The organism is Mesorhizobium sp. Arg314 (assembly GCF_053714275.1).
The window spans coordinates 32189-50464 of record NZ_JBSKBP010000028.1; the positions used below are offsets into that span (position 1 = coordinate 32189).

The 18276-nt window shown below is 60.0% G+C and carries 16 protein-coding genes and 1 pseudogene; 15 read left to right on the plus strand and 2 right to left on the minus strand.

Annotated features, from left to right (window positions below; all coding sequences use genetic code 11):
- Window positions 1-108 precede the first annotated feature (108 nt).
- The 10 genes and pseudogenes from ACWGS9_RS24595 to ACWGS9_RS24640 all read left to right on the plus strand — a co-directional run bounded on the left by ACWGS9_RS24595 (window position 109) and on the right by ACWGS9_RS24640 (window position 9487).
- Window positions 109-909 carry an NAD(P)H-binding protein gene (locus tag ACWGS9_RS24595; protein WP_454507692.1) on the plus strand — a complete coding sequence of 267 codons (801 nt, stop codon included), beginning with the start codon at window positions 109-111 and terminating at the stop codon, window positions 907-909.
- Window positions 910-1675: 766 nt separating this feature from the next.
- On the plus strand, window positions 1676-1876 hold the full coding sequence (locus tag ACWGS9_RS24600; protein WP_354418197.1) for a hypothetical protein: 201 nt from the start codon (window positions 1676-1678) through the stop codon (window positions 1874-1876).
- Window positions 1866-2588 (plus strand): recombinase family protein, encoded by a 723-nt coding sequence (locus tag ACWGS9_RS24605; RefSeq protein ID WP_454507693.1) that lies wholly within the window; start codon window positions 1866-1868, stop codon window positions 2586-2588. The genes ACWGS9_RS24600 and ACWGS9_RS24605 overlap by 11 nt, the downstream gene beginning before the upstream one ends.
- Complete coding sequence (locus ACWGS9_RS24610; RefSeq protein ID WP_454507694.1) at window positions 2585-3145, plus strand: recombinase zinc beta ribbon domain-containing protein; 561 nt, start codon at window positions 2585-2587, stop codon at window positions 3143-3145. Before ACWGS9_RS24605 ends, ACWGS9_RS24610 begins: the two co-directional genes overlap by 4 nt.
- Before the next feature lie 140 nt (window positions 3146-3285).
- Complete coding sequence (locus tag ACWGS9_RS24615) at window positions 3286-3957, plus strand: recombinase (RefSeq protein WP_454507731.1); 672 nt, start codon at window positions 3286-3288, stop codon at window positions 3955-3957.
- A 915-nt stretch (window positions 3958-4872) separates the two neighbouring features.
- Window positions 4873-5844, plus strand: coding sequence for a thiamine pyrophosphate-dependent dehydrogenase E1 component subunit alpha (locus tag ACWGS9_RS24620; protein WP_454507732.1), 972 nt, complete (start codon window positions 4873-4875; stop codon window positions 5842-5844).
- Window positions 5845-5849: 5 nt separating this feature from the next.
- Window positions 5850-6851 (plus strand): alpha-ketoacid dehydrogenase subunit beta, encoded by a 1002-nt coding sequence (locus tag ACWGS9_RS24625; protein WP_454507695.1) that lies wholly within the window; start codon window positions 5850-5852, stop codon window positions 6849-6851.
- A gap of 104 nt (window positions 6852-6955) precedes the next feature.
- Window positions 6956-7726 (plus strand): SDR family NAD(P)-dependent oxidoreductase, encoded by a 771-nt coding sequence (locus ACWGS9_RS24630; RefSeq protein ID WP_454507696.1) that lies wholly within the window; start codon window positions 6956-6958, stop codon window positions 7724-7726.
- A 378-nt stretch (window positions 7727-8104) separates the two neighbouring features.
- Window positions 8105-8218, plus strand: a pseudogene (locus ACWGS9_RS24635) (IS630 family transposase); the annotation flags it as partial.
- Window positions 8219-8779: 561 nt separating this feature from the next.
- Window positions 8780-9487 (plus strand): class I SAM-dependent DNA methyltransferase, encoded by a 708-nt coding sequence (locus ACWGS9_RS24640; protein WP_454507697.1) that lies wholly within the window; start codon window positions 8780-8782, stop codon window positions 9485-9487.
- A gap of 281 nt (window positions 9488-9768) precedes the next feature.
- Here the strand turns inward: ACWGS9_RS24640 and ACWGS9_RS24645 are convergent, their stop codons facing one another.
- Together ACWGS9_RS24645 and ACWGS9_RS24650 are read right to left on the minus strand one after the other, a co-directional pair.
- A complete protein-coding gene (locus ACWGS9_RS24645) occupies window positions 9769-10803 on the minus strand; it encodes a GlxA family transcriptional regulator (protein WP_454507698.1) in 1035 nt (344 codons plus the stop codon).
- A gap of 71 nt (window positions 10804-10874) precedes the next feature.
- A complete protein-coding gene (locus tag ACWGS9_RS24650; protein WP_454507699.1) occupies window positions 10875-11567 on the minus strand; it encodes a corrinoid protein in 693 nt (230 codons plus the stop codon).
- Between the two features lie 396 nt (window positions 11568-11963).
- Between ACWGS9_RS24650 and ACWGS9_RS24655 the strand changes: the two genes are divergently transcribed.
- The 5 genes from ACWGS9_RS24655 (at window position 11964) to ACWGS9_RS24675 (ending at window position 18129) form a co-directional block, all read left to right on the plus strand.
- The gene (locus tag ACWGS9_RS24655) at window positions 11964-12986 is read left to right on the plus strand and encodes a LysR substrate-binding domain-containing protein (RefSeq protein WP_454507700.1); all 1023 of its coding nucleotides are present in this window, start codon (window positions 11964-11966) and stop codon (window positions 12984-12986) included.
- 283 nt (window positions 12987-13269) lie between these two features.
- Entirely contained in the window at window positions 13270-14280 is a 1011-nt protein-coding gene (locus tag ACWGS9_RS24660; RefSeq protein WP_454507701.1) for an ABC transporter permease, read from the plus strand.
- A gap of 201 nt (window positions 14281-14481) precedes the next feature.
- Window positions 14482-15534, plus strand: coding sequence for a quaternary amine ABC transporter ATP-binding protein (locus ACWGS9_RS24665; protein ID WP_454507702.1), 1053 nt, complete (start codon window positions 14482-14484; stop codon window positions 15532-15534).
- Window positions 15535-15579: 45 nt separating this feature from the next.
- The gene (locus ACWGS9_RS24670) at window positions 15580-16353 is read left to right on the plus strand and encodes an SDR family NAD(P)-dependent oxidoreductase (RefSeq protein ID WP_454507703.1); all 774 of its coding nucleotides are present in this window, start codon (window positions 15580-15582) and stop codon (window positions 16351-16353) included.
- Window positions 16354-16608: 255 nt separating this feature from the next.
- Window positions 16609-18129, plus strand: coding sequence for a trimethylamine methyltransferase family protein (locus tag ACWGS9_RS24675; RefSeq protein ID WP_454507704.1), 1521 nt, complete (start codon window positions 16609-16611; stop codon window positions 18127-18129).
- Window positions 18130-18276 lie beyond the last annotated feature (147 nt).

The window sequence follows — 18276 nt, forward strand, 5'->3', positions numbered from 1 at the left end:
GCGGGTTGTAGACTGGAGCGAGTAGTCGGCGGGACCGTGAAAAATGACCTGGGCACTCATCGACAAAGCTGGGCGCCTTAAGTGCCTCCATCCATGGAAGGAAGAGCCATGATCCTCATCACCGGAGCCTCGGGGCAGTTGGCATCGCAGATCGTAACACGGGCGCGGCAGAAGGGCATTGCGATTCTCGCCGGCAGTAGAGCAGCCGCTACTGATCGTCACATAGACTTCGACAGACCTGAAACGCTTGACTTCACCGGGGTCGAGATCATGTTCCTGACTTCGGCGGGCTCTGCTGAAGACGACTGCGTGATGCGTCGGCATGGTGCGGTCCTGGCTGCTGCCCGTGCGCAGGGGGTGAAGCAGGTCGTTTATACGAGCCTCACCTGTGCGAGCGATCATCTCGGCTTTGCACTGGCTCATCGTTGGACCGAGCGCGAGCTTCGGGCAAGCGGCATGGCCTGGACCATCCTTCGCAACGGTCTCTATGCAGAACTGGTTGGCGCTCTCGCCGCGCCGCGCGGCGGGGTGATTGCCACACCATTCGGCGAGGGTCGGATTTCCGCAGTCGCAAGAGCGGATCTGGCCGAAGCGGCGCTTGCTGTGCTGGGTGATCCGGCTAACCATGCCGGCCGTTGCTACGAGTTATCGGGAGCTACCGCATTTTCAATCCCGGATCTCGCGCAGAAGATAGGAGCCCCTTATGAGCCGAGCAGCTTTGAGGAGGAGCGCGCGCGGCTTTCGTCACTACCACTCTACGCCTTTCAACCGCCGATGTTGATGTCCATTTCGTCCGCCGCCGCGGCCGGATTCCTGGAAACACATGCAACAGATCTGACGGAGTTGGTGCCTATGCCCCTAGACGCGCTAGAGATTGCAGGCGCCGTTGCTCGACAATCGGCACAATAGCTTCTGGTGCACACGAGAAGCCTGACAAGTCGTCTCTCGCTTGTGGTCCACGGCGCGTCCCTCGCACTCAGCATCACAAGTAGACGCCGGCATTCCAACCGGCCTGCGGGATCGCCTTCGTGCGCGCGAAGCTTGCGGTCGTTGGGGCCTCCTCCTGGTCTCGTCGCGAATTGTCATGCGGCGACAGCACATCGCTTGTTACGCTCAGCGGTCGCGGATAGTGATGTTTCCCCAGTTTCTATCCAGTTTTGGGTTCGTTTCCGGCGTGGGTTGTGCCCTGCTGGGCGGGTGAAGCGACGGGCGCTGGCGCGGAGCCTTTGGCATAGCGCAGCGCGAGCGACCGTCGCGGATTGAAGGTGCTGGCGAACTCGGCCGGGGTCTGCCAGGCGATTTGGGAGTGCGGCCGCGCGGTGTTGTACAACTCGACGACTTAACACCCACGGGACTGGGATTGAGCGCGAGCTTTGCTATCCGTGGCATCCGTGGGCCGGGCTGCAGGTCCATACCCATGAAGTGATCAAGAAGGGTGATGTGACGATTTTCCGCTGCAGCCTTTCCGACCAAGCGTCGGACCGGTGGCTGGAGGTTCCGGCGTGGATGTTCGACCGATCGGCTGGCGTGAGCTGGCGCATCACGGCTGCCGCGCAGGTCGATCTTGCCGTGCTTGTCGCCTTGGCTGAGCTTCTCCGTGACACAGGCGTGCCGTCGCAATCTCAGAAGATCGGCGCAGCATCGGACTCTCACGACTCGAACCGGGGAGAGGTCCATGCCGCGCAAGCCCACGACTTACCAGTTCGATCTGTTCTCCAGGTTGAACGACACCGACATGATGATGGAGGCGCCGCGATGGCAGGCGCTGCCTGTCGAGACGCGTCGGTCAGTGACGAAGCTGATGGTGCGTCTGATCCTCGACCACGTCGGCGGCGATCGCGCCGGGCGACAGGAGGGCGCGGATCATGATGCATGAGAAGATCAGGCCGCACCATCTTGAGCGCAAGGCGATACTGTACGTGCGGCAGTCGTCGGCCCATCAAGTCCTGCACAACCGCGAGAGCAGCACGCTCCAATATGCGATGCGCGATCGCCTGACGGCGCTCGGGTGGTCTCGCGTCGAGACGGTCGATGATGATCTCGGCCGGTCCGCCGCCGGCGGCGTCGCACGCGCCGGTTTCGACCGAATGGTCGCGGAAGTCTGTCTCGGCAAGGTCGGCGCGGTCGCGGCGCGGGAAGTGTCGCGGTTTGCCCGCAACAGCCGCGACTGGCAGCAGCTCATCGAGATGTGCCGCGTCGTCGACACCGTGCTGGTCGACCAGGAGACGGTCTATGCACCGCGCCAAGGCAACGACCGGCTGCTGCTGGGGTTAAAGGGAAGCCTCAACGAGTACGAACTCGACCTTTTGCGCCAGCGGTCGCTCTCGGCCCGCTACGAGAAGGCACGCCGTGGCGAACTCGTGGTCGCGGCACCTGTCGGCTTCGTAAAGGTCGGGGATCGGCTCGAGAAGGATCCCGACCGCCGCGTGCAAGAGGCGATCATCCTTGTGTTCGACAAGGTCGCCGCGCTCGGCAGCGCCCGTCAGGCCTTGATGTGGTTCCTCGAGCATGGCCTGGATTTGCCCACCAGGCGCAACAACGGCGATGTCGTCTGGCGCAGACCAGCTATGGCACGATCCACCGGATGATCGAGAACCCGATCTACGGCGGCGCCTATGCCTATGGTAGGACTCGTGCCGCGCCGGGATTTGGATCGACGGCTCCTCGGTCGGGCGTTCGTCGCAAGGCCCGAGAGGAATGGCTGGCTCTGATCCCGGGCAGCCATGAAGGTTACGTCAGTTGGGAACGAGCGGAGGCAATCCGCACAATGGTGAGCGACAACGTGCCAACGGGCCGGCATCACGGAGCACCGAAGCATGGCGATGCATTGCTCGCCGGGCTTGTCCGGTGCCGCCGCTGCGGCCGCAAGCTCACGGTGCGATACACCGGTATCAAGCACAACATCCCGCGCTATTCCTGCTGGCGGGGCCTGCTCGACAATGGCGAACCGCGCTGCATCGCCTTCGGCGGACTTCGCGTCGATGACGCTATTGAAGAGGCCCTTCTGCAGGTGGTCGAGCCCGGCGCGGTCGCGGCTGCCGCCGAGGCCGAAGCGCAGGCTGCCAATCGCCGCGACCAGGTTCGGGACGCTCTCGGTCGCGATCTGGAGGCTGCACGCTACGTCGCCGACCGGGCTTTCCGGTAAACGCGGCCGACCCCGAGAACCGGCTGGTCGCCGCGGAACTGGAGACGCGGTGGAACCGTGCCCTCGCACATGTCGGCGAGATCGAGGGCAAGATCGCCACACATGATACCGCAAGGGCGAAGCCGTCACCTGTGTTGACGATGGACCTTGGCGCGCTGGCCGCGAACCTCCACATCGTCTGGGCGGCACCGACGACAGGTGCGCGGCTCAAGAAGCGCATCGCGCGTACCGTCATTCAGGAGGTGATCGCCGATATTGATGATGAAGCCTCCGAGATCCGCCTGCTGATCCACTGGATCGGCGGGGTTCACACCGAACTGCGCTTGCCGAAGCGGCGCCGCGGACAACGCAACAGCACCTCCGCCGACATCATCGCCGCCATGCGGCAACTGGTACTAATCGCCAGCGACGATCTGATTGCCGGCATTCTCAACCGCAACGGCCTGGTGACCGGGCATGGCAATCGCTGGACGCGCGAACGGGTCACGGCGCACCGGTCGCATCACAAGATTCCGGTCTTCCGACCGGCGCCGGAGGGCAACGAACCGTGGCTCAACCTGAACAAGGCCGCACGCCTTCTCGGCGTTGCACCGAAGACCCTCAGGCTCGCCGCCGAGACAGGCGAGATCGAAGGCGTTCATCCCCTGCCGGATGGTCCGTGGATCGTTCAGCCGGTCAGAACTCGGAAAGCCGCATGCCCTGTCCCAAATACCCCGCAGGATCGCATCCCGATCAGCAAAGCCTATTCCCTTCAACAACATAGACAGATGGGTGTTATGAAACAGGATTGTAGTCGGCGCGCCACAGGGTGATGGCTACGGGCGCCTGAGCCAGCGAGATAAACAGCGTCTGCTTGAGCCCAGCAACCATTGGCCGCAGCGGGTGATGAGACATACAAGGTGGCGTAATTGCGCCACACGTCCTGAAAGCAGACCGATGACGTTTCCGGGCAGATCAAGCCGCGTGTTTGCGGCCTGTCTCACGCATTCTTTGTTTGGGCTCTCGACATTCTTGTCTTGTTTCGAACGAAAGAAGGTTTGCGGATTTGTTCCGGCGAGGCCTCTTTGCTGTAAAAGCATTGTGATTGCATAGCCTTAGGTCAAATGGCGCGGCGCTTGCTCAGACTCTAACGTATGTAGAAAAATAGGGAAAAGGCCAGTGCTGGCACCGCGAAGCTCCGTACAAGCGCCTGAGAAGGTCGTCCCTTTTCATCTGGATATGGTCCAGTCCAGAGACCCGTGGTCTTTATTGCGGATGATTCGTCTGAGGCACCAACGAGTCGCTCGTCGATTTGCCGTTGACCGAACTTCATCCGAATGCGCATGCCAAAGAAATCCATCAAAGGGCCGCCCAGGGCAACCTCAGCGTCTCACCAGCACCTTTATACAACTGGCTGAACCAGTTATCCGAGCCGGGGGCTTCCGAGGCACCCAAATCACCCATGCCGACTGGTTGTTCGAGGACGAAGACGAGGAACCAACTCCTTCCTTGCAAAGAAATCCAAGAGGTATGCGCTCACAAAGCTTCTTAATTTCCAAGCGCGATAGTTGCTCGGCACGCTCTTTTGTTACGGATTACGGGAGAATCAGGAAAGTGGATGGATAAAATAAGACGAATTTACAGGACCTGCGCCGTGCCGTCTCGGGTGGGCATCTTTTTCTTCAAATTGGAGCAACGTTGTGGTCATGCAATTGAAGGGTGATCAAAGATTGGAAGCTTATCGGCGGATGCTTCGCATCCGTCGATTCGAAGAAGAGGGTATGCGCCAGTTTGAAGCTAGCAATGTCCCTGGTTGGTTCCACTCGAGCGTAGGTCAGGAAGCCGCCATAGTGGGGGCGTGTCTCGCCCTTCGGGACGATGACGGCATGACCGGAACTCATCGTTCGCACGGCCATCCAATTGGAAAGGGTGCGCACCTGGACACACTGATGGCCGAGTTGATGGGAAAGGAGGGCGGCATTTGCAAGGGGCGCGGCGGTTCGATGCACTTTGCCAATAGTTCCGTTGGGATAATCAGCGAATCGGGTATCGTGGGAGGGGGCATTCCTCTCGCCACAGGATGCGCGTTCAGCGCCAAGGTGCGGAGCGTCGATCAGGTTACCCTTTGCTTCTTCGGCGATGGAGCGGTGAACCAGGGCACCTTTCACGAAAGCCTCAACATGGCGTCGCTGTGGAAGCTTCCGGCGATCTATCTTTGCGAGAACAACGGCTACGCCATGACCACCTCGGTGGCGCAAAGCCACGGGCAGCCGGACATCGCGCTGCGGGCCGTGGGCTACGGCATGCGAGCGGTCACGGTAGACGGGCAGAGTGTGGGCACCATCTATGAAGCTGCGGCACAGGCCGTCACTCGAGCACGCGCGGGCGAGGGACCCACTCTAATAGTAGCCAACACCTATCGGTTCGATGAGCACAACTTCGGCTTGGCGATTCCGGGGGAGCCTTATCGATCGATTAAAGAAGTCGAGACTCAAAAACGGGCCCGCGATCCAATTTTGCTGTATCGTACTGTGCTCCTCGATGAAGGCATAAATGACAAGAGTCTGAGAGCAATCGAGGACGAAGTCGTCGAAGCTGTCAAGCAGGCTGTACAATTCGCCTTGGCCAGCCCTCTGCCTCGGCCTGAAACTTTGCCCGACTACATGTTCAACTCGCTCCTTGCCGTGGATCACCGCTTCGTGGGGCAGCAGAGGAATTAATTGGCATGCAAACTCGTGCCCAGAAACTTGCCGTGACGCCCGGCACCCATATTCAGATGACCTATCTTGAAGCGCTCATGCAGGCGCAGATGGAGGAAATGGAGCGTGATGACCGCGTCGTCCTGATCGGAGAAGACATCTCGGTTCACGGCGGTGCCAAGCTTATTGAGCGGTTCGGCAAGAACCGTGTTTGGAATACGCCGATTTCAGAAGGCAGCTTTACCGGGCTGGGAATCGGGGCCGCCATCAACGGATTGCGACCGATCGTCGACCTAGCAGGTGCCAGCTTCGTATATCTCGCCTCGGACCAGATCATCAACCAGGCCTCGAAATTGCGGTATATGACTGGAGGCCAAATTGACATTCCGATCGTGTTTCGTTGCTGTATGTTCTCGACGGGCGCCGAGGCGGCGCAGCATGCCGACCGGCCTTATCCGTTTTTTATGAATGTGCCGGGCCTCAAGATCATCAGCCCAACCAGCGCCGCCGACATCAAAGGACTTATGAAAGCGGCCATCCGCGACGGTGATCCTGTACTGGTCTTCGAAGACACCCGTCTGTGGCCGCTCAGGGGGGATGTGCCCACAAATCCAGACCATATAATCCCGATCGGCAAAGCGGATGTGAAGCGCGAAGGAGAAGACGTAACCCTTATAGCTATCGCCGGTGCCATTCGGCCGGCGATGGAGGCTGTCGACGCGCTCGCCCGGGAAGGCATCTCCGCCGAAGTGATCGACCCGCGAACATTGAAGCCGCTCGATCATGAGGCCATTAAAACTTCAGTCGCCAAGACCGGACGGATCGTGCTCGTTGAGAACGGGCACCGCATCTGCAATGTCGGAAGTGAAATCGCCGCAGTGATGGCGGAGGAGGCCTTCGATCTGTTGAAGCGTCCGATCCTGCGGGTCAGCGCGCCGGATATTCACGTACCCTTTAGTCCGGCCCTCGAGAAGGATTTCTTCCCGACGAAGGATCACATCATCGCCGCCGTACGGCGGCTAGTCTGACATCCTCAAAGACTTCGGCCGAATGACGAATGCCGCGATTCGGCGCAATACTCTATTTCGAATGGAATCATCGGTACGCTAGGGGACATCGACGGAGAGCAGCAATGAGACTTGCGGGATGCACATCTTTCGGTAGCAAGTTCGATTTAACCGGGAAAACCGCGTTGATAACCGGCGGAGGGCGCGGAATCGGTCTGCAGATCGCGCTTACCTTGCAAGAGGCGGGTGCGGACATAATCCTTACTGGAACTGATGGGAGCCGCGTGGCGCGCGCTGCAAGTCAGTTTCCCGTCAACCCGCAGGTCCATCAACTCGATGTTACGGACTCGCAGGCGGTGCGCGATCTCGCCGGTAGAATCGACGTTTGCCCCGACATTCTTGTCAACAATGCCGGCGTGTCTCGTGCCGCGCCGACAAATCATACCACAGATGAGGATTGGCGGGCGGTCCTCTCCGTCAATTTGGATGGCGTCTTCTACTGCAGTCGCACGTTCGGCTCCCTAATGGCGAAGCGCGGTTCTGGGACGATTGTAAATATAGGTTCGATGTGCGGGGAGATCGTTACCCGACAGCCATCCGTCGTCACGGCCTACAATGCGAGCAAGGCCGGATTGAACATGGTGACCAAGACACTTGCGACCGAGTGGGCAAGATCCGGAGTGCGCGTGAACGCAGTTGCCCCCGGGTTCGTACAGTCCGAGACGACCGGCACGTATCCCGAAGACGTGGTCAATGCATGGTGTGACCGGACACCGATGGGTCGCTTCGGCCAGCCTCATGAGGTGGCATCCGCGGTCCATTTTCTGGCGAGCGATGCGTCAAGCTATATTACAGGTACGGTACTGTTGGTGGATGGCGGCTACACCTGCTGGTAGCAGCCCGGTTGCCTTGGGCAGGGGGCAACACAAATGCTTTTACGATCAGGAACTCAAAATCTCTTCGGTCATCCAGACCGGGATCAACGGTTGAAGGCCATCCGGTTGATATAGGCCGGCTCGCCACAATAACGCTGGCGGCCCGTGACGAAAATCTCTTTTGCCCGCGCGAAGATGAAAAGCGTAGCGGACAAATTTCTTTCCTTTGTCTTCCCGATAACGGGCACTATGAACCCACTCTGCCGGGTATCCGGCAAGACACTTCTAGCGGTGGCTCTCGGGCGCGAGGCGATCCGGCAGAACCATACCTGATGGGAGCGGTGCGAATCGAGAGGTTCTGCGCGGGCGGGTAGAAATCCCTCGGCCTACTCACCATGAACCAAGATCGACATGGCTCCGCTCAGGGGAAGGGCGCCGCGCGGCGAGAGGATCAAGGCCAAGGTTGCGCACGGCGATTGGAAGACTATGACCCTCCTGGCGGCGCTACGACTCTTCGCACACTTCGCGCTCAGTAGCCGATCCCGCTCGCCTTCAGCCTTGACAGGAAACATAAGAGAGTAACCTCAGCGGGCGCAGCATCATCGGAAATCTCTCCCCGTTTGGCCCGGAGCTCGAAAAAAGCATCTCTGGTCGGCGCGCAAGGTCCTGACTTACGCTATCCCAATGCATATCGGGCCGGGCCCGTGTCTCATTTCCTGCCGTCCCCGTCGGTGTTTCAGAATATGAATGCAATGTAATTCTTGTGTTTCGACGTTGTAACGCAATGCAATCTAAACATTATTAAACATTATCTTTTCTGCGACTACTTTTCGGGTACAATAACTGTTGAGAATGCCAAATAGCATCTTTCTCTCTCGCTGTCTTTGCAGTGCCAATGGCTTATCGTGGAGAGCGTTGATGCAGGACCAGCAGGAACCAAGATCAGGAAGTCTTCGCATGGTCAAACAACCATCCTTTGCATAGTGTCAAAGAACAATCGTAGTTTCAGCTGTGGGGCATTGCCCGTCCCGAATGCAGTGCCGCACTCATCTACCCTTACACGGAGGAACCCCAATGAAGACCCTGGATCAGCAGACAACACCGGAGGAAGCCGCACGGGAGCGCATGAAAGCATCCCATGCCCTCGACGGCGACGCCGGTCGCTTGGCCGACTTATATCGCGGATGGGCGAGTGCCTTCGATCTGGATCAAGGCCGCGTCGGGTACTGCGGGCCGATGATCGTGGCGGAACTGGCAGGCGCCGTGCAGACGGCCTACTTGGCCAGGGAGCGAAACGCCATCGCAATCCTGGACGCTGGCTGCGGAACAGGGCTCGTCGGCGTCGAACTGAAACGCCTCGGCTTCCGGCTGATCGACGGGTTCGATCTCTCCGAAGAGATGGCCGAAAAGGCCCGGCAAACCGGTGTCTACCGCCAGGCCCGAGGCGAAGTCGACCTTAACGGGCGGCTCTCGGCCTACTCCAGCGCGAGTTATGACTTGACCGTCTGCTGCGGCGTCCTAACGCTCGGACACGTCCGACCAGATGGATTGCGCGAGCTGGCTCGCGTCACCCGCCCGAACGGCTTCGTCATTGCAAGCACGCGCAAGAGTTATGTGGATGCTACATCCTTTGAAGACCAGGTGCGGTGTCTGCAGGATGAAGGCATTCTTATACCGACACAGTGTCTAAGGAATGGCAGATACGTCGCCGATGAAGACGCACACTATTGGGTCTTCCAGACGCCGAAGAAGGTCAGCGCACCGACGGACAAGCGGCTATGACCCGCTACCGCAAACCTCGCCGACCACGAACCGGCAGCCGATGTCACGAAACAGCGACGAAGGCGACATCCAAGAGGATGACGCTAAGGGAACCAGCGGCATAGTGTTGGCGAGTTCGATCGCCGGGTCTCCGCGTCCTCAATGATCTGTCGGGAGGCGAGCGCCGGGTAGTCTCTTCGCGGCCATGAGGGAACCTGGCCCGATCGTGTATCTTCGCTTTGGCGAGACGGGCCGCTTTGCAAGCGATGACGACGTTGACGTCCGAGCGCGGTCGCTAAAAGTTAACCCCGGCAGGCCTTGGGATTGCAGCCGTACATCTGTCGAAAGCATTTCGAAAAATGCGATGCCGACTCGAAGCCACAGGCGATCGCGATCTCGACGATCGGCATGTCGGTCTGCTGGACCAGACGCTTGGCGCGGGCAAGCCTCAGCGTCATGTAATAGCGCATCGGAGAGGATGAAACCGATCGCTCAAACAGCCGCTCGATCTGACGTCTGGAGCGGCCGACGCATCTGGCAATGTCGCGCAGCGGCAGCGGGTCCTCTACATGTTCTTCCATGATCCGGATGATTTCCGCGAGCGCCTTCGAGGTCACCATTTCGCTGCCGGTGATCGTCCATTGCCTGTCGCTTGCCGAGCGCCAATGCCCGGCCGTGGTATGCCTGCAGACAGCCAGCGCGGTGTCCTTGCCGAGATGCTCGCCGATCAGGTCCATGACAAGATCGAAAGAGGCGAACTCTCCGGCGCAGGTGGCGAATTGCGTGTCTCTGACGAACAGCCGATCAGTCACCATAAGCCGCCCAAAGGTCTCGCCAAGGGCAGCCCGCATGTCCCAATGGATCGTACAGGCGCTGTCTTCCAGGACCCCGCTTTCGGCCAGCAGCCACGTGGCGGTGCCAAGTGCTGCGAGCGGTGTGCCGAACCGCTTGCAGAGGCGTAGAATCCTGCTTAGCGACGCCGAGGCGTGTTCTTCGACCCGCTCGCCGGCGCACACGACAACCATGCTCGGTCCCTTGCAGGCCTGGATACTCTCTGCGACCCCTGCAAAGTCGCCGGCGACCGCGAGGCTGAAGCCGCTGGCGCATTCCACTGGCTGTCCGTCTGGACTGACCAGCGTCCATTCGAAAAACCTCCTGCCTGTGACCGCATTGGCAAGGCGAAGCGGATCCACGAAAGACGACAGGCTGAGCTGGGAGAACCCGGGAAGCGGAAGGATGGCTAGGCGGAATGTTTGATCGCGACTGTCGATCTGCAGCCGGCCAGGGCTCCATCCCACGATGCGCGCATGGTCTCCCGCTGAAAAGGGCGCATTCATCAGATCACAGGTCCCGTTCGATGGTCATCAAAGTTAACCAGCGCCTAACGCCGGGCATCTGACTATGGGCTTCAACCCCGTGCGTTGTGGCGCCGCTTCATGAAATCCTTGGCGGTCTCGACCGCCACCGCGGCATCGCGGCAATAGGCGTCGGCGCCGACGGCTTTGCCGAATTCCTCATTGAGCGGCGCACCGCCGACCAGCACGACGTAATCGTCGCGAATGCCCTTTTCCTTCATCGTGTCGATGACGACCTTCATATAGGGCATGGTCGTGGTGAGCAGTGCCGACATGCCGATGATGTCGGGCTGGTGCTCTTCAAGCGCGGCCATATATTTTTCGACCGGGTTGTTGATGCCGAGGTCGATGACATCGAAGCCGGCGCCTTCCATCATCATGCCGACAAGGTTCTTGCCAATGTCATGGATGTCGCCCTTGACGGTGCCGATCACCATCTTGCCCTGCTTGGGCGCGCCGGTGGCGGCAAGCAGCGGGCGCAGGATGGCCATGCCGGCCTTCATGGCGTTGGCCGAGAGCAGCACTTCCGGCACGAACAGGATGCCGTCGCGGAAATCCTCGCCGACGATGCGCATGCCTTCGACCAGCGCCTCGGTGAGCACCGTGTAGGGCACCCAGCCGCGCTCGAGCAGAATATGAGTACCTTCCTCGATTTCTTCCTTCAGCCCATCATAGAGGTCGTCATGCATCTGCTGCACGAGTTCCTCGTCGGACAGCTCGGATAGGATGATCTCGTCATCGGCCATGTCGGTCCTGCCTCATTGTCTGTCGAGAAAGGTCGGTACCCCATGTTCGATGGGGTACCGACCAGGCTTCCGGTGAAGCCTTGGGAGTTGTTTGAAGGGGACCGGAGACGATGGCCTCGCCGCCCTTGGCCCCTGGTTGCCTTTCCGGGCTGTGTCTCTCGCCCCTGTCCCGTTCAGCACCGTCCGCGCTACGAATTGCCGTCACAATACTTGGTCAGGCAATGACTTTCATTTGTTGACTGGGATGCGCATCATGCGCTCAACCCGCAGCTCGAATTTGGCGCCCGGCGTTCCAGCGCGATTGAGATCATTGCTATCGATCGATGGCTGCCATGCTTATAGAGAACAACGCGAGACGCAATTTACTTTTTTTCGGGACCGGTATAACAATTACTCATGTCGAAGGACTATCGCAGGCTCCCGTTGAGCGCCCTTAGGGCATTTGAGGCGGCGGCACGGCATCTCAGCTTCACCAAGGCCGCCAACGAGCTATCGGTCACTCAGGCGGCAGTCAGCCGCCATATCCTTACGCTGGAGGACCATCTCCAGGTCCAGCTTTTCAACCGTGGCAACCAGAAGGTCTCGCTGTCGGCCCCTGGCGAGGAGTTGTTCGAGGCTGTGGCGCTGAGCCTTGGGCATATGGCGGCGGCCTTCGACAGCGTGCGCAGGCGGCAGAAAGCCCAGCCGCTGACGGTCGGGATGCCGATGTCCTTCGCGACCCTGTTCATGAGCCGGCGGATCGGCGACTTCGTCGCGGCCAATCCCAAAGTCGATCTCCATTTGGTCTCGCTCGAGCGCAGCCCCGCGCCAGCGACAGACGGTTTCGACGTTTCCGTGGTCATGGGGCATCTGCCGCGTCCTGGCTATGCGGCCACCGAATTGTTCAGCGAGGAGGTCTTTCCAGTCTGCAGCAAGGCCTATCACGCACAGTCGCCGCAAATTCTGTCGCCGGCGGATCTGGTGAATGAGGTCCTTCTGGTGATGGACGATCAGCACTGGTCCGTCTACCCATGGTCGCCCTTCGACTGGGTGCACTGGCTGGAGCAGTTCGGAATCGCGCCTTCATTCAAGCGCACCATTACCTTCAACAACTACCCAACACTTATGCAATCGGTGATCCGAGGCTACGGCATCGGCCTGGGTTGGCGCCATCTGGTGAGTGACTACGTCAACGAAGGCACGCTGATCAGACCGCTCGCGGAAAGCTATCTCACGGGCCGCAAACATCACCTGGTGATTCCGGACACTTCGAGCGGGCGCGAGGACGTCCAGATCTTCCGCGACTGGCTGATCGCCGAGGTCAAGGATTTGCAGCCCGTCGCGCCCGCGCCGCTCGACAACTCCGTAGGCGCCGCGCCACTGTTCGCTCATGAAGGCCCGGTCGCGCGTCAGGAGCCGCACTCGCCCGATAACATTTAGTCGCGCGCGTATAACTATTTGTTCGGTTGTTTTGTCGCTCCCGCGTGTCTAGCGTTTCTTGAATTGACAGGGCCACAACTCGCGGACGTGGTGCAAATCCGGGTGGGAGTGAGTGGATCAATGCGACAGCGACTATACTAGCTTTTCGAGCATGCTGCGCTGGCCGCGAGCAAGCAGCCAATTCTTCCGCCTTTGGAAAAATCAAGGCGGCGCTTGCGCCCATCGCGTTGGGCAGTATCCAGAAAGCGCTCGTAAGTCGGTTTTCTGGTCGAAAGGAGCTTTTGTGAGTCTGGCCGATATCTTAGATCCGTTCAAAAGCTGGCATCTGCCCTTCAGTCAGTGGGTCCAGGACGTCCTGACCTGGGTGGTCACCAATTATCGCCCTGTGTTCCAGACCCTGAAATGGCCTTTCGACAAGCTGCTCACGACCTTCAATCTCGCCCTTAACGGCATCCCGCCGCTCGTCACCCTCGTGTTCGTCGGCCTGATTGCCTGGCAGATCGCCGGCTGGCGCCTGGCGCTTCAGGTCGTGGGCTTGTTGGTGGTTGTCGGCCTCCTTGGCATCTGGGGTGAAACGATGACGACGCTGTCGCTCGTCTTCACGTCGGTGGTCTTCTGCATGATCGTCGGCATCCCGATCGGAGTGATTGCTGGCCGCAGTGAGCGGGCGGCCGCGATCTGCCGGCCGATCCTCGACACCATGCAGACGATCCCATCATTCGTCTATCTCGTGCCGGTCGTCATGCTGTTCGGCATTGGCAACGTGCCGGGCGTGATCGTGACGATCATTTTTGCGCTGCCGCCCGTCATCAGGCTGACCGCGTTGGGCATCCGGCAGGTCCCCGAAGAGGTCGTCGAGGCCATGCGCGCCTTCGGAGCCACCAACAACCAGCTTCTCTTCAAGGCTCAATTGCCGCTGGCGCTTCCGAGCATTCTCGCAGGCATCAATCAGACATTGATGATGTCGCTTTCGATGGTGGTCGTTGCCTCCATGATTGCCGTTGGCGGGCTTGGGCAGATGGTCCTGCGCGGGATTGGTCGCCTGGATGTCGGTCTGGCGGCCACCGGAGGTATCGGTATCGTGATTCTTGCCATTATTCTCGATCGCCTGACCCAGGCTGCGATGTCGCGACGCAGGCAGTTCGGCCACGTCGCCTGGTACAGGCGGGGGCCCGCATCGGTGTTTACCACGATGCTCAGGCCCTCCAGCGCCGCCGCCCCGGACGACTGGAAGATGGGCGGCGCTGAACTCCTTGCTCAAGACAAGGGGGGCGACTATGAGCGGCCCGCCTAGAATAGAAAGGCGTCGCCGCATTTCATACGGCGGCAAGGGATTCTTGCTCCTTGGCATTGCGCAAAGGTCCGTAAAATCCTTCTCGAACAATGGAACAACTGGGTAGCCGAGGCCAAACAATAGAAGGCCGCGCTGCGGCCGCATTCTCGTCCGGCTCTAAATTCGCCGGCCGGGCGAAACATCTCAATCTGGAGCTTACCTTTGAAAGCGCACTCCGTTGAATTCAAGGACGTCTGGAAGGTCTTCGGGACGGGCTCGAAGCTCGATCTCGCCAGCGTTCAGCGCACCGATCTTTCTAAGGCCACGCTCCTCGAGAAATATGGCTGCGTGGCGGCCGTCGCCGGCGTCTCCTTCAAGGTCGAGGCGGGCGAGATCTTCTGTGTGATGGGCCTTTCCGGCAGCGGCAAGTCCACGCTGGTCCGGCATGTCAACCGTCTGATCAAGCCCAGCGCCGGCCAGATCATCGTCGGCGGTGAAGACATCAATCTGAAATCCGAAAATGAGATGCGCGAACTCCGCGCCCGTACGATGGGCATGGTGTTCCAGAACGTCGCTCTGCTTCCCCACCGCACCGTTCGCGATAACGTGGCCCTCAGCCTGGAACTGCGAAAGGCAAGCGTACGACAACGCCGCGAGATCGCGGAGGAAAAGCTCGAGCTCGTCCAACTCGCCGGCTGGGGAGACCGTTACCCCGACCAGCTCTCCGGCGGCATGAAACAGAGGGTAGGTCTTGCCCGGGCGCTGGCCGCCGATCCCACCATCCTGTTGATGGACGAACCCTTCTCGGCGCTTGATCCGCTCATCCGGCGCGAATTGCAGGATCAGTTCAAGGCGCTGTCGACGAAGTTGGGAAAGACAACGCTGTTCATCACCCACGACCTCGATGAAGCGGTCCGGCTCGGACACCATATCGGCGTAATGAAGGACGGAAAGATGCTTCAAATCGGGTCGGCCGACGAGATCATCGGCAGTCCCAACGACCCCTATGTAGAAAAGTTCGTCCAGGGGAGCAGCCGGCTCAAGCTTCTCAAGGCCGAAACCGTGATGTTGCCGCTCGAGGCCTTCAAGGTTTCCGGGCAGGGCCAGCCGATGGCCGATGCTCCGCGGCTGAGGCTCGACACCCCGATCGAGGAATTGCTTGGCCTGTCCAATCAACACGGCAACGCACCGTTGGTGGTGGTCAACCAGAGCGGCGTCGATGTCGGCGTGATCACGGCGTCGTCAATCCTGCGAGGCGTGCATGAGCGCCTCTAGGGACATCATGGCGCTGCGTCGCCTCTGTCTTGCCCGGCTGGCTGGTTGAACGATGATGAATCGCGATCGCAAGACTGCAGTGGTCACCGGAGCTGCCGGCGGGATGGGGCAGGCGATCTGCGTCAAGTTCGTCGCCAACGATATTTCGTCGTCGCTGGCGACGCCAATGCGCGGGGCCTGCAGGACACGATCGCGACATTGAACCAGGCGCAGGAGAATGCGCTGGCGAGACCAGGGGACCTCAGAAGCAAGGCCTATTGCGAGGACTTGGTCGATATCGCGATCAATGCGTCTGGCCGCCTCGACGCCCTCGTCAACAATGCCGGCATCATCACGCGCGGAACGATCCTTGAGACAAGCGACGAGGATTGGGAGCGTACCTTCGGCATCAATCTGAAGGCGATCTTCTACACCTGCCGGCGGGCTATTGGCTTCATGAAGGAAAATGGTGGCGGTTCAATCGTCAACATCTCTTCGACCTGGGGCGTCTATCCCGGGCCCAGCCACGCGGCCTATTGCGCGAGCAAGGCTGCGGTGGCGACGTTCTCAAAATGCCTCGGGCGAGACCATGCCGCGGACGGCATCAGGGTCAACGCCGTCTGCCCTGGCGAGATCGATACGCCAATGCTTCGCTCCGGCTTTGTCCATCGCGGCTTCGATCCCGCTACGGCGGTGGCCGAGCTTAGCAAGTCGAATCCTCTCGGCCGGCTTGGCGAACCCGAAAACATCGCCGACGCGGTCTATTTCCTGAGCTCGGATGCCGCGCGCTTCATCGCCGGGACCACATTGGAGGTCGCTGGAGCCAAGGCCGTCTACTAGGCGCGGCCGCGAGGTGCTTAACGGCCGCAGGCGGTCTGAGATTCCACATGAGACGCCGGTGACAGTCGGCGCTCACCGAAGTCAGGCGATTTGTCTGCTACACGCTTTCCGGTCAGCGAGATCTTGTGTCGCCCGCACGCGGATAATGCAGGTAAGACGCACTCATAACTTCAGTTCATAAGTTACATTATTTTTTATTGGTGGTTAGCGCCATGGCAGAGCCATATATTGCTCATAAAATCAGGGATCACAAAAATGTCCGCGAGATCAGGCGGCCGAGGCGCTCGGCAAAAATTGCGTTCTGACAGAACGGTTACTTTCTTGCCGCCGCTTGAGCGCGGACTGCCTTACATGGATTTGTTGAGCCAAGAGGATTTGCTTCGGGTTCACGATATATCCATGCAAATACTGGAAGAAATAGGCATAGAATTTCGCGATGACGAGGCGGTCAAACTCTGGCGTGCGGCCGGTGCCAATGTCGTCGACCAGCGCGTCAGGATCGACAGAAACCAGCTGCTGGAGTTGGTCGCCAAAGCGCCCGAGAGCTTCACCGTCGTTGCCAGGAATCCGGCGAGGACCATCAGCCTGGGTGGCCGCAAGAGCATCTTCGTGCCGGCCTACGGATCGCCCAATGTGCTGGATCTGGAGGGCAGGAGGCGCAACTCGACGATCGAGGATTTCGCGAACTTCGCTAAGCTCGCCTACCAGGCGCCAGCAATTCATCTGACGGGCGGGGTGCTTTGCGAGCCGATGGACATAGCGGTCCCCAAGCGCCATCTGCACATGAACTACAGCCTGATACGCTATTCGGACAAGCCGTTCATGGGTGCGGTGACCTCACGCGAAAGGGCGGAGGACACGGTCGCCATGGCCAAGATCGTCTTCGGCGACGAGTTCGTCCAGGACAACACCGTCATCATCTCGCTTGCCAATTGCAACTCCCCGTTGGTCTGGGACGCAACCATGCTCGATGCGGTCAAGGTCTATTCCTCCAACAATCAGGCCATGATCTTCGCTCCCTTCGTGCTTGGCGGGGCCAGTACCGCGGCGAGCACCGTGGCAGCGGTCGCGCAGCTCAACGCCGAGGCGCTTGCCGGCATTGCCTTTGCGCAGCTGGTGCGTCCCGGCGCACCCTGCATCTACGGCCAGTGGCTGGCAACCGTCTCCATGAAGAGCGGCGCCCCGATGGCCGGCACGCCCGAGATCTGCCACATGAACCTTCTGGTCGGCCAATTGGCACGGCACTACAAGCTGCCATGGCGCTGCAGCGGCAGCAACACCAGCTCGAAGCTCGTCGATGCCCAGGCAGGCTATGAGGCGGCGCGCAATATGTATGGCGCGCTGATTGCCGGCGCGAATTTCGTGCTGTCGACGACCGGTTATCTCGAGGCGGCTCTGACCCAGAGCTACAGCAAGTTCATGCTCGACGCCGAGCAGATGGTCATGTTCTACAAGCTCGGTCAGGGTATCGTCGCGCGCGAGATCGACGAAGCGATGGACGCGATCCGGCAGAGCGAGCCAGGCTCCCACTATCTTGGGACCGAACATACGCTGAAGAATTTCGAGAATGCCTTTTTCGTTCCCGAATTGATGAACCACGACAGCTTCGAGCAGTGGTCCTTCAACGGCTCCAAGGATGCCAACACGAGAGGACTGGAGGCTGCTGTGCGGGCGCTGAAGGAATACGAGGCGCCGCCCATCGATGAAGCCGTCGACGAGGCTCTCCTGGACTTCATCAAGCGCAGGGAATCCGAAATCGGCGATGCCGTGCTCTAGCACGGCCGTTGGGGCGGCGACGAGGTGGTGATGGGGATCCGACTGTTCGGGCAGTGAGACTAGAGGGGAGGGCGCTAACTCCTCTGTAAAAAAAGGCAACCTCCTCGCGGGCGCCGTTTCGCCGGACCATCACGCGGGCCCGAGACG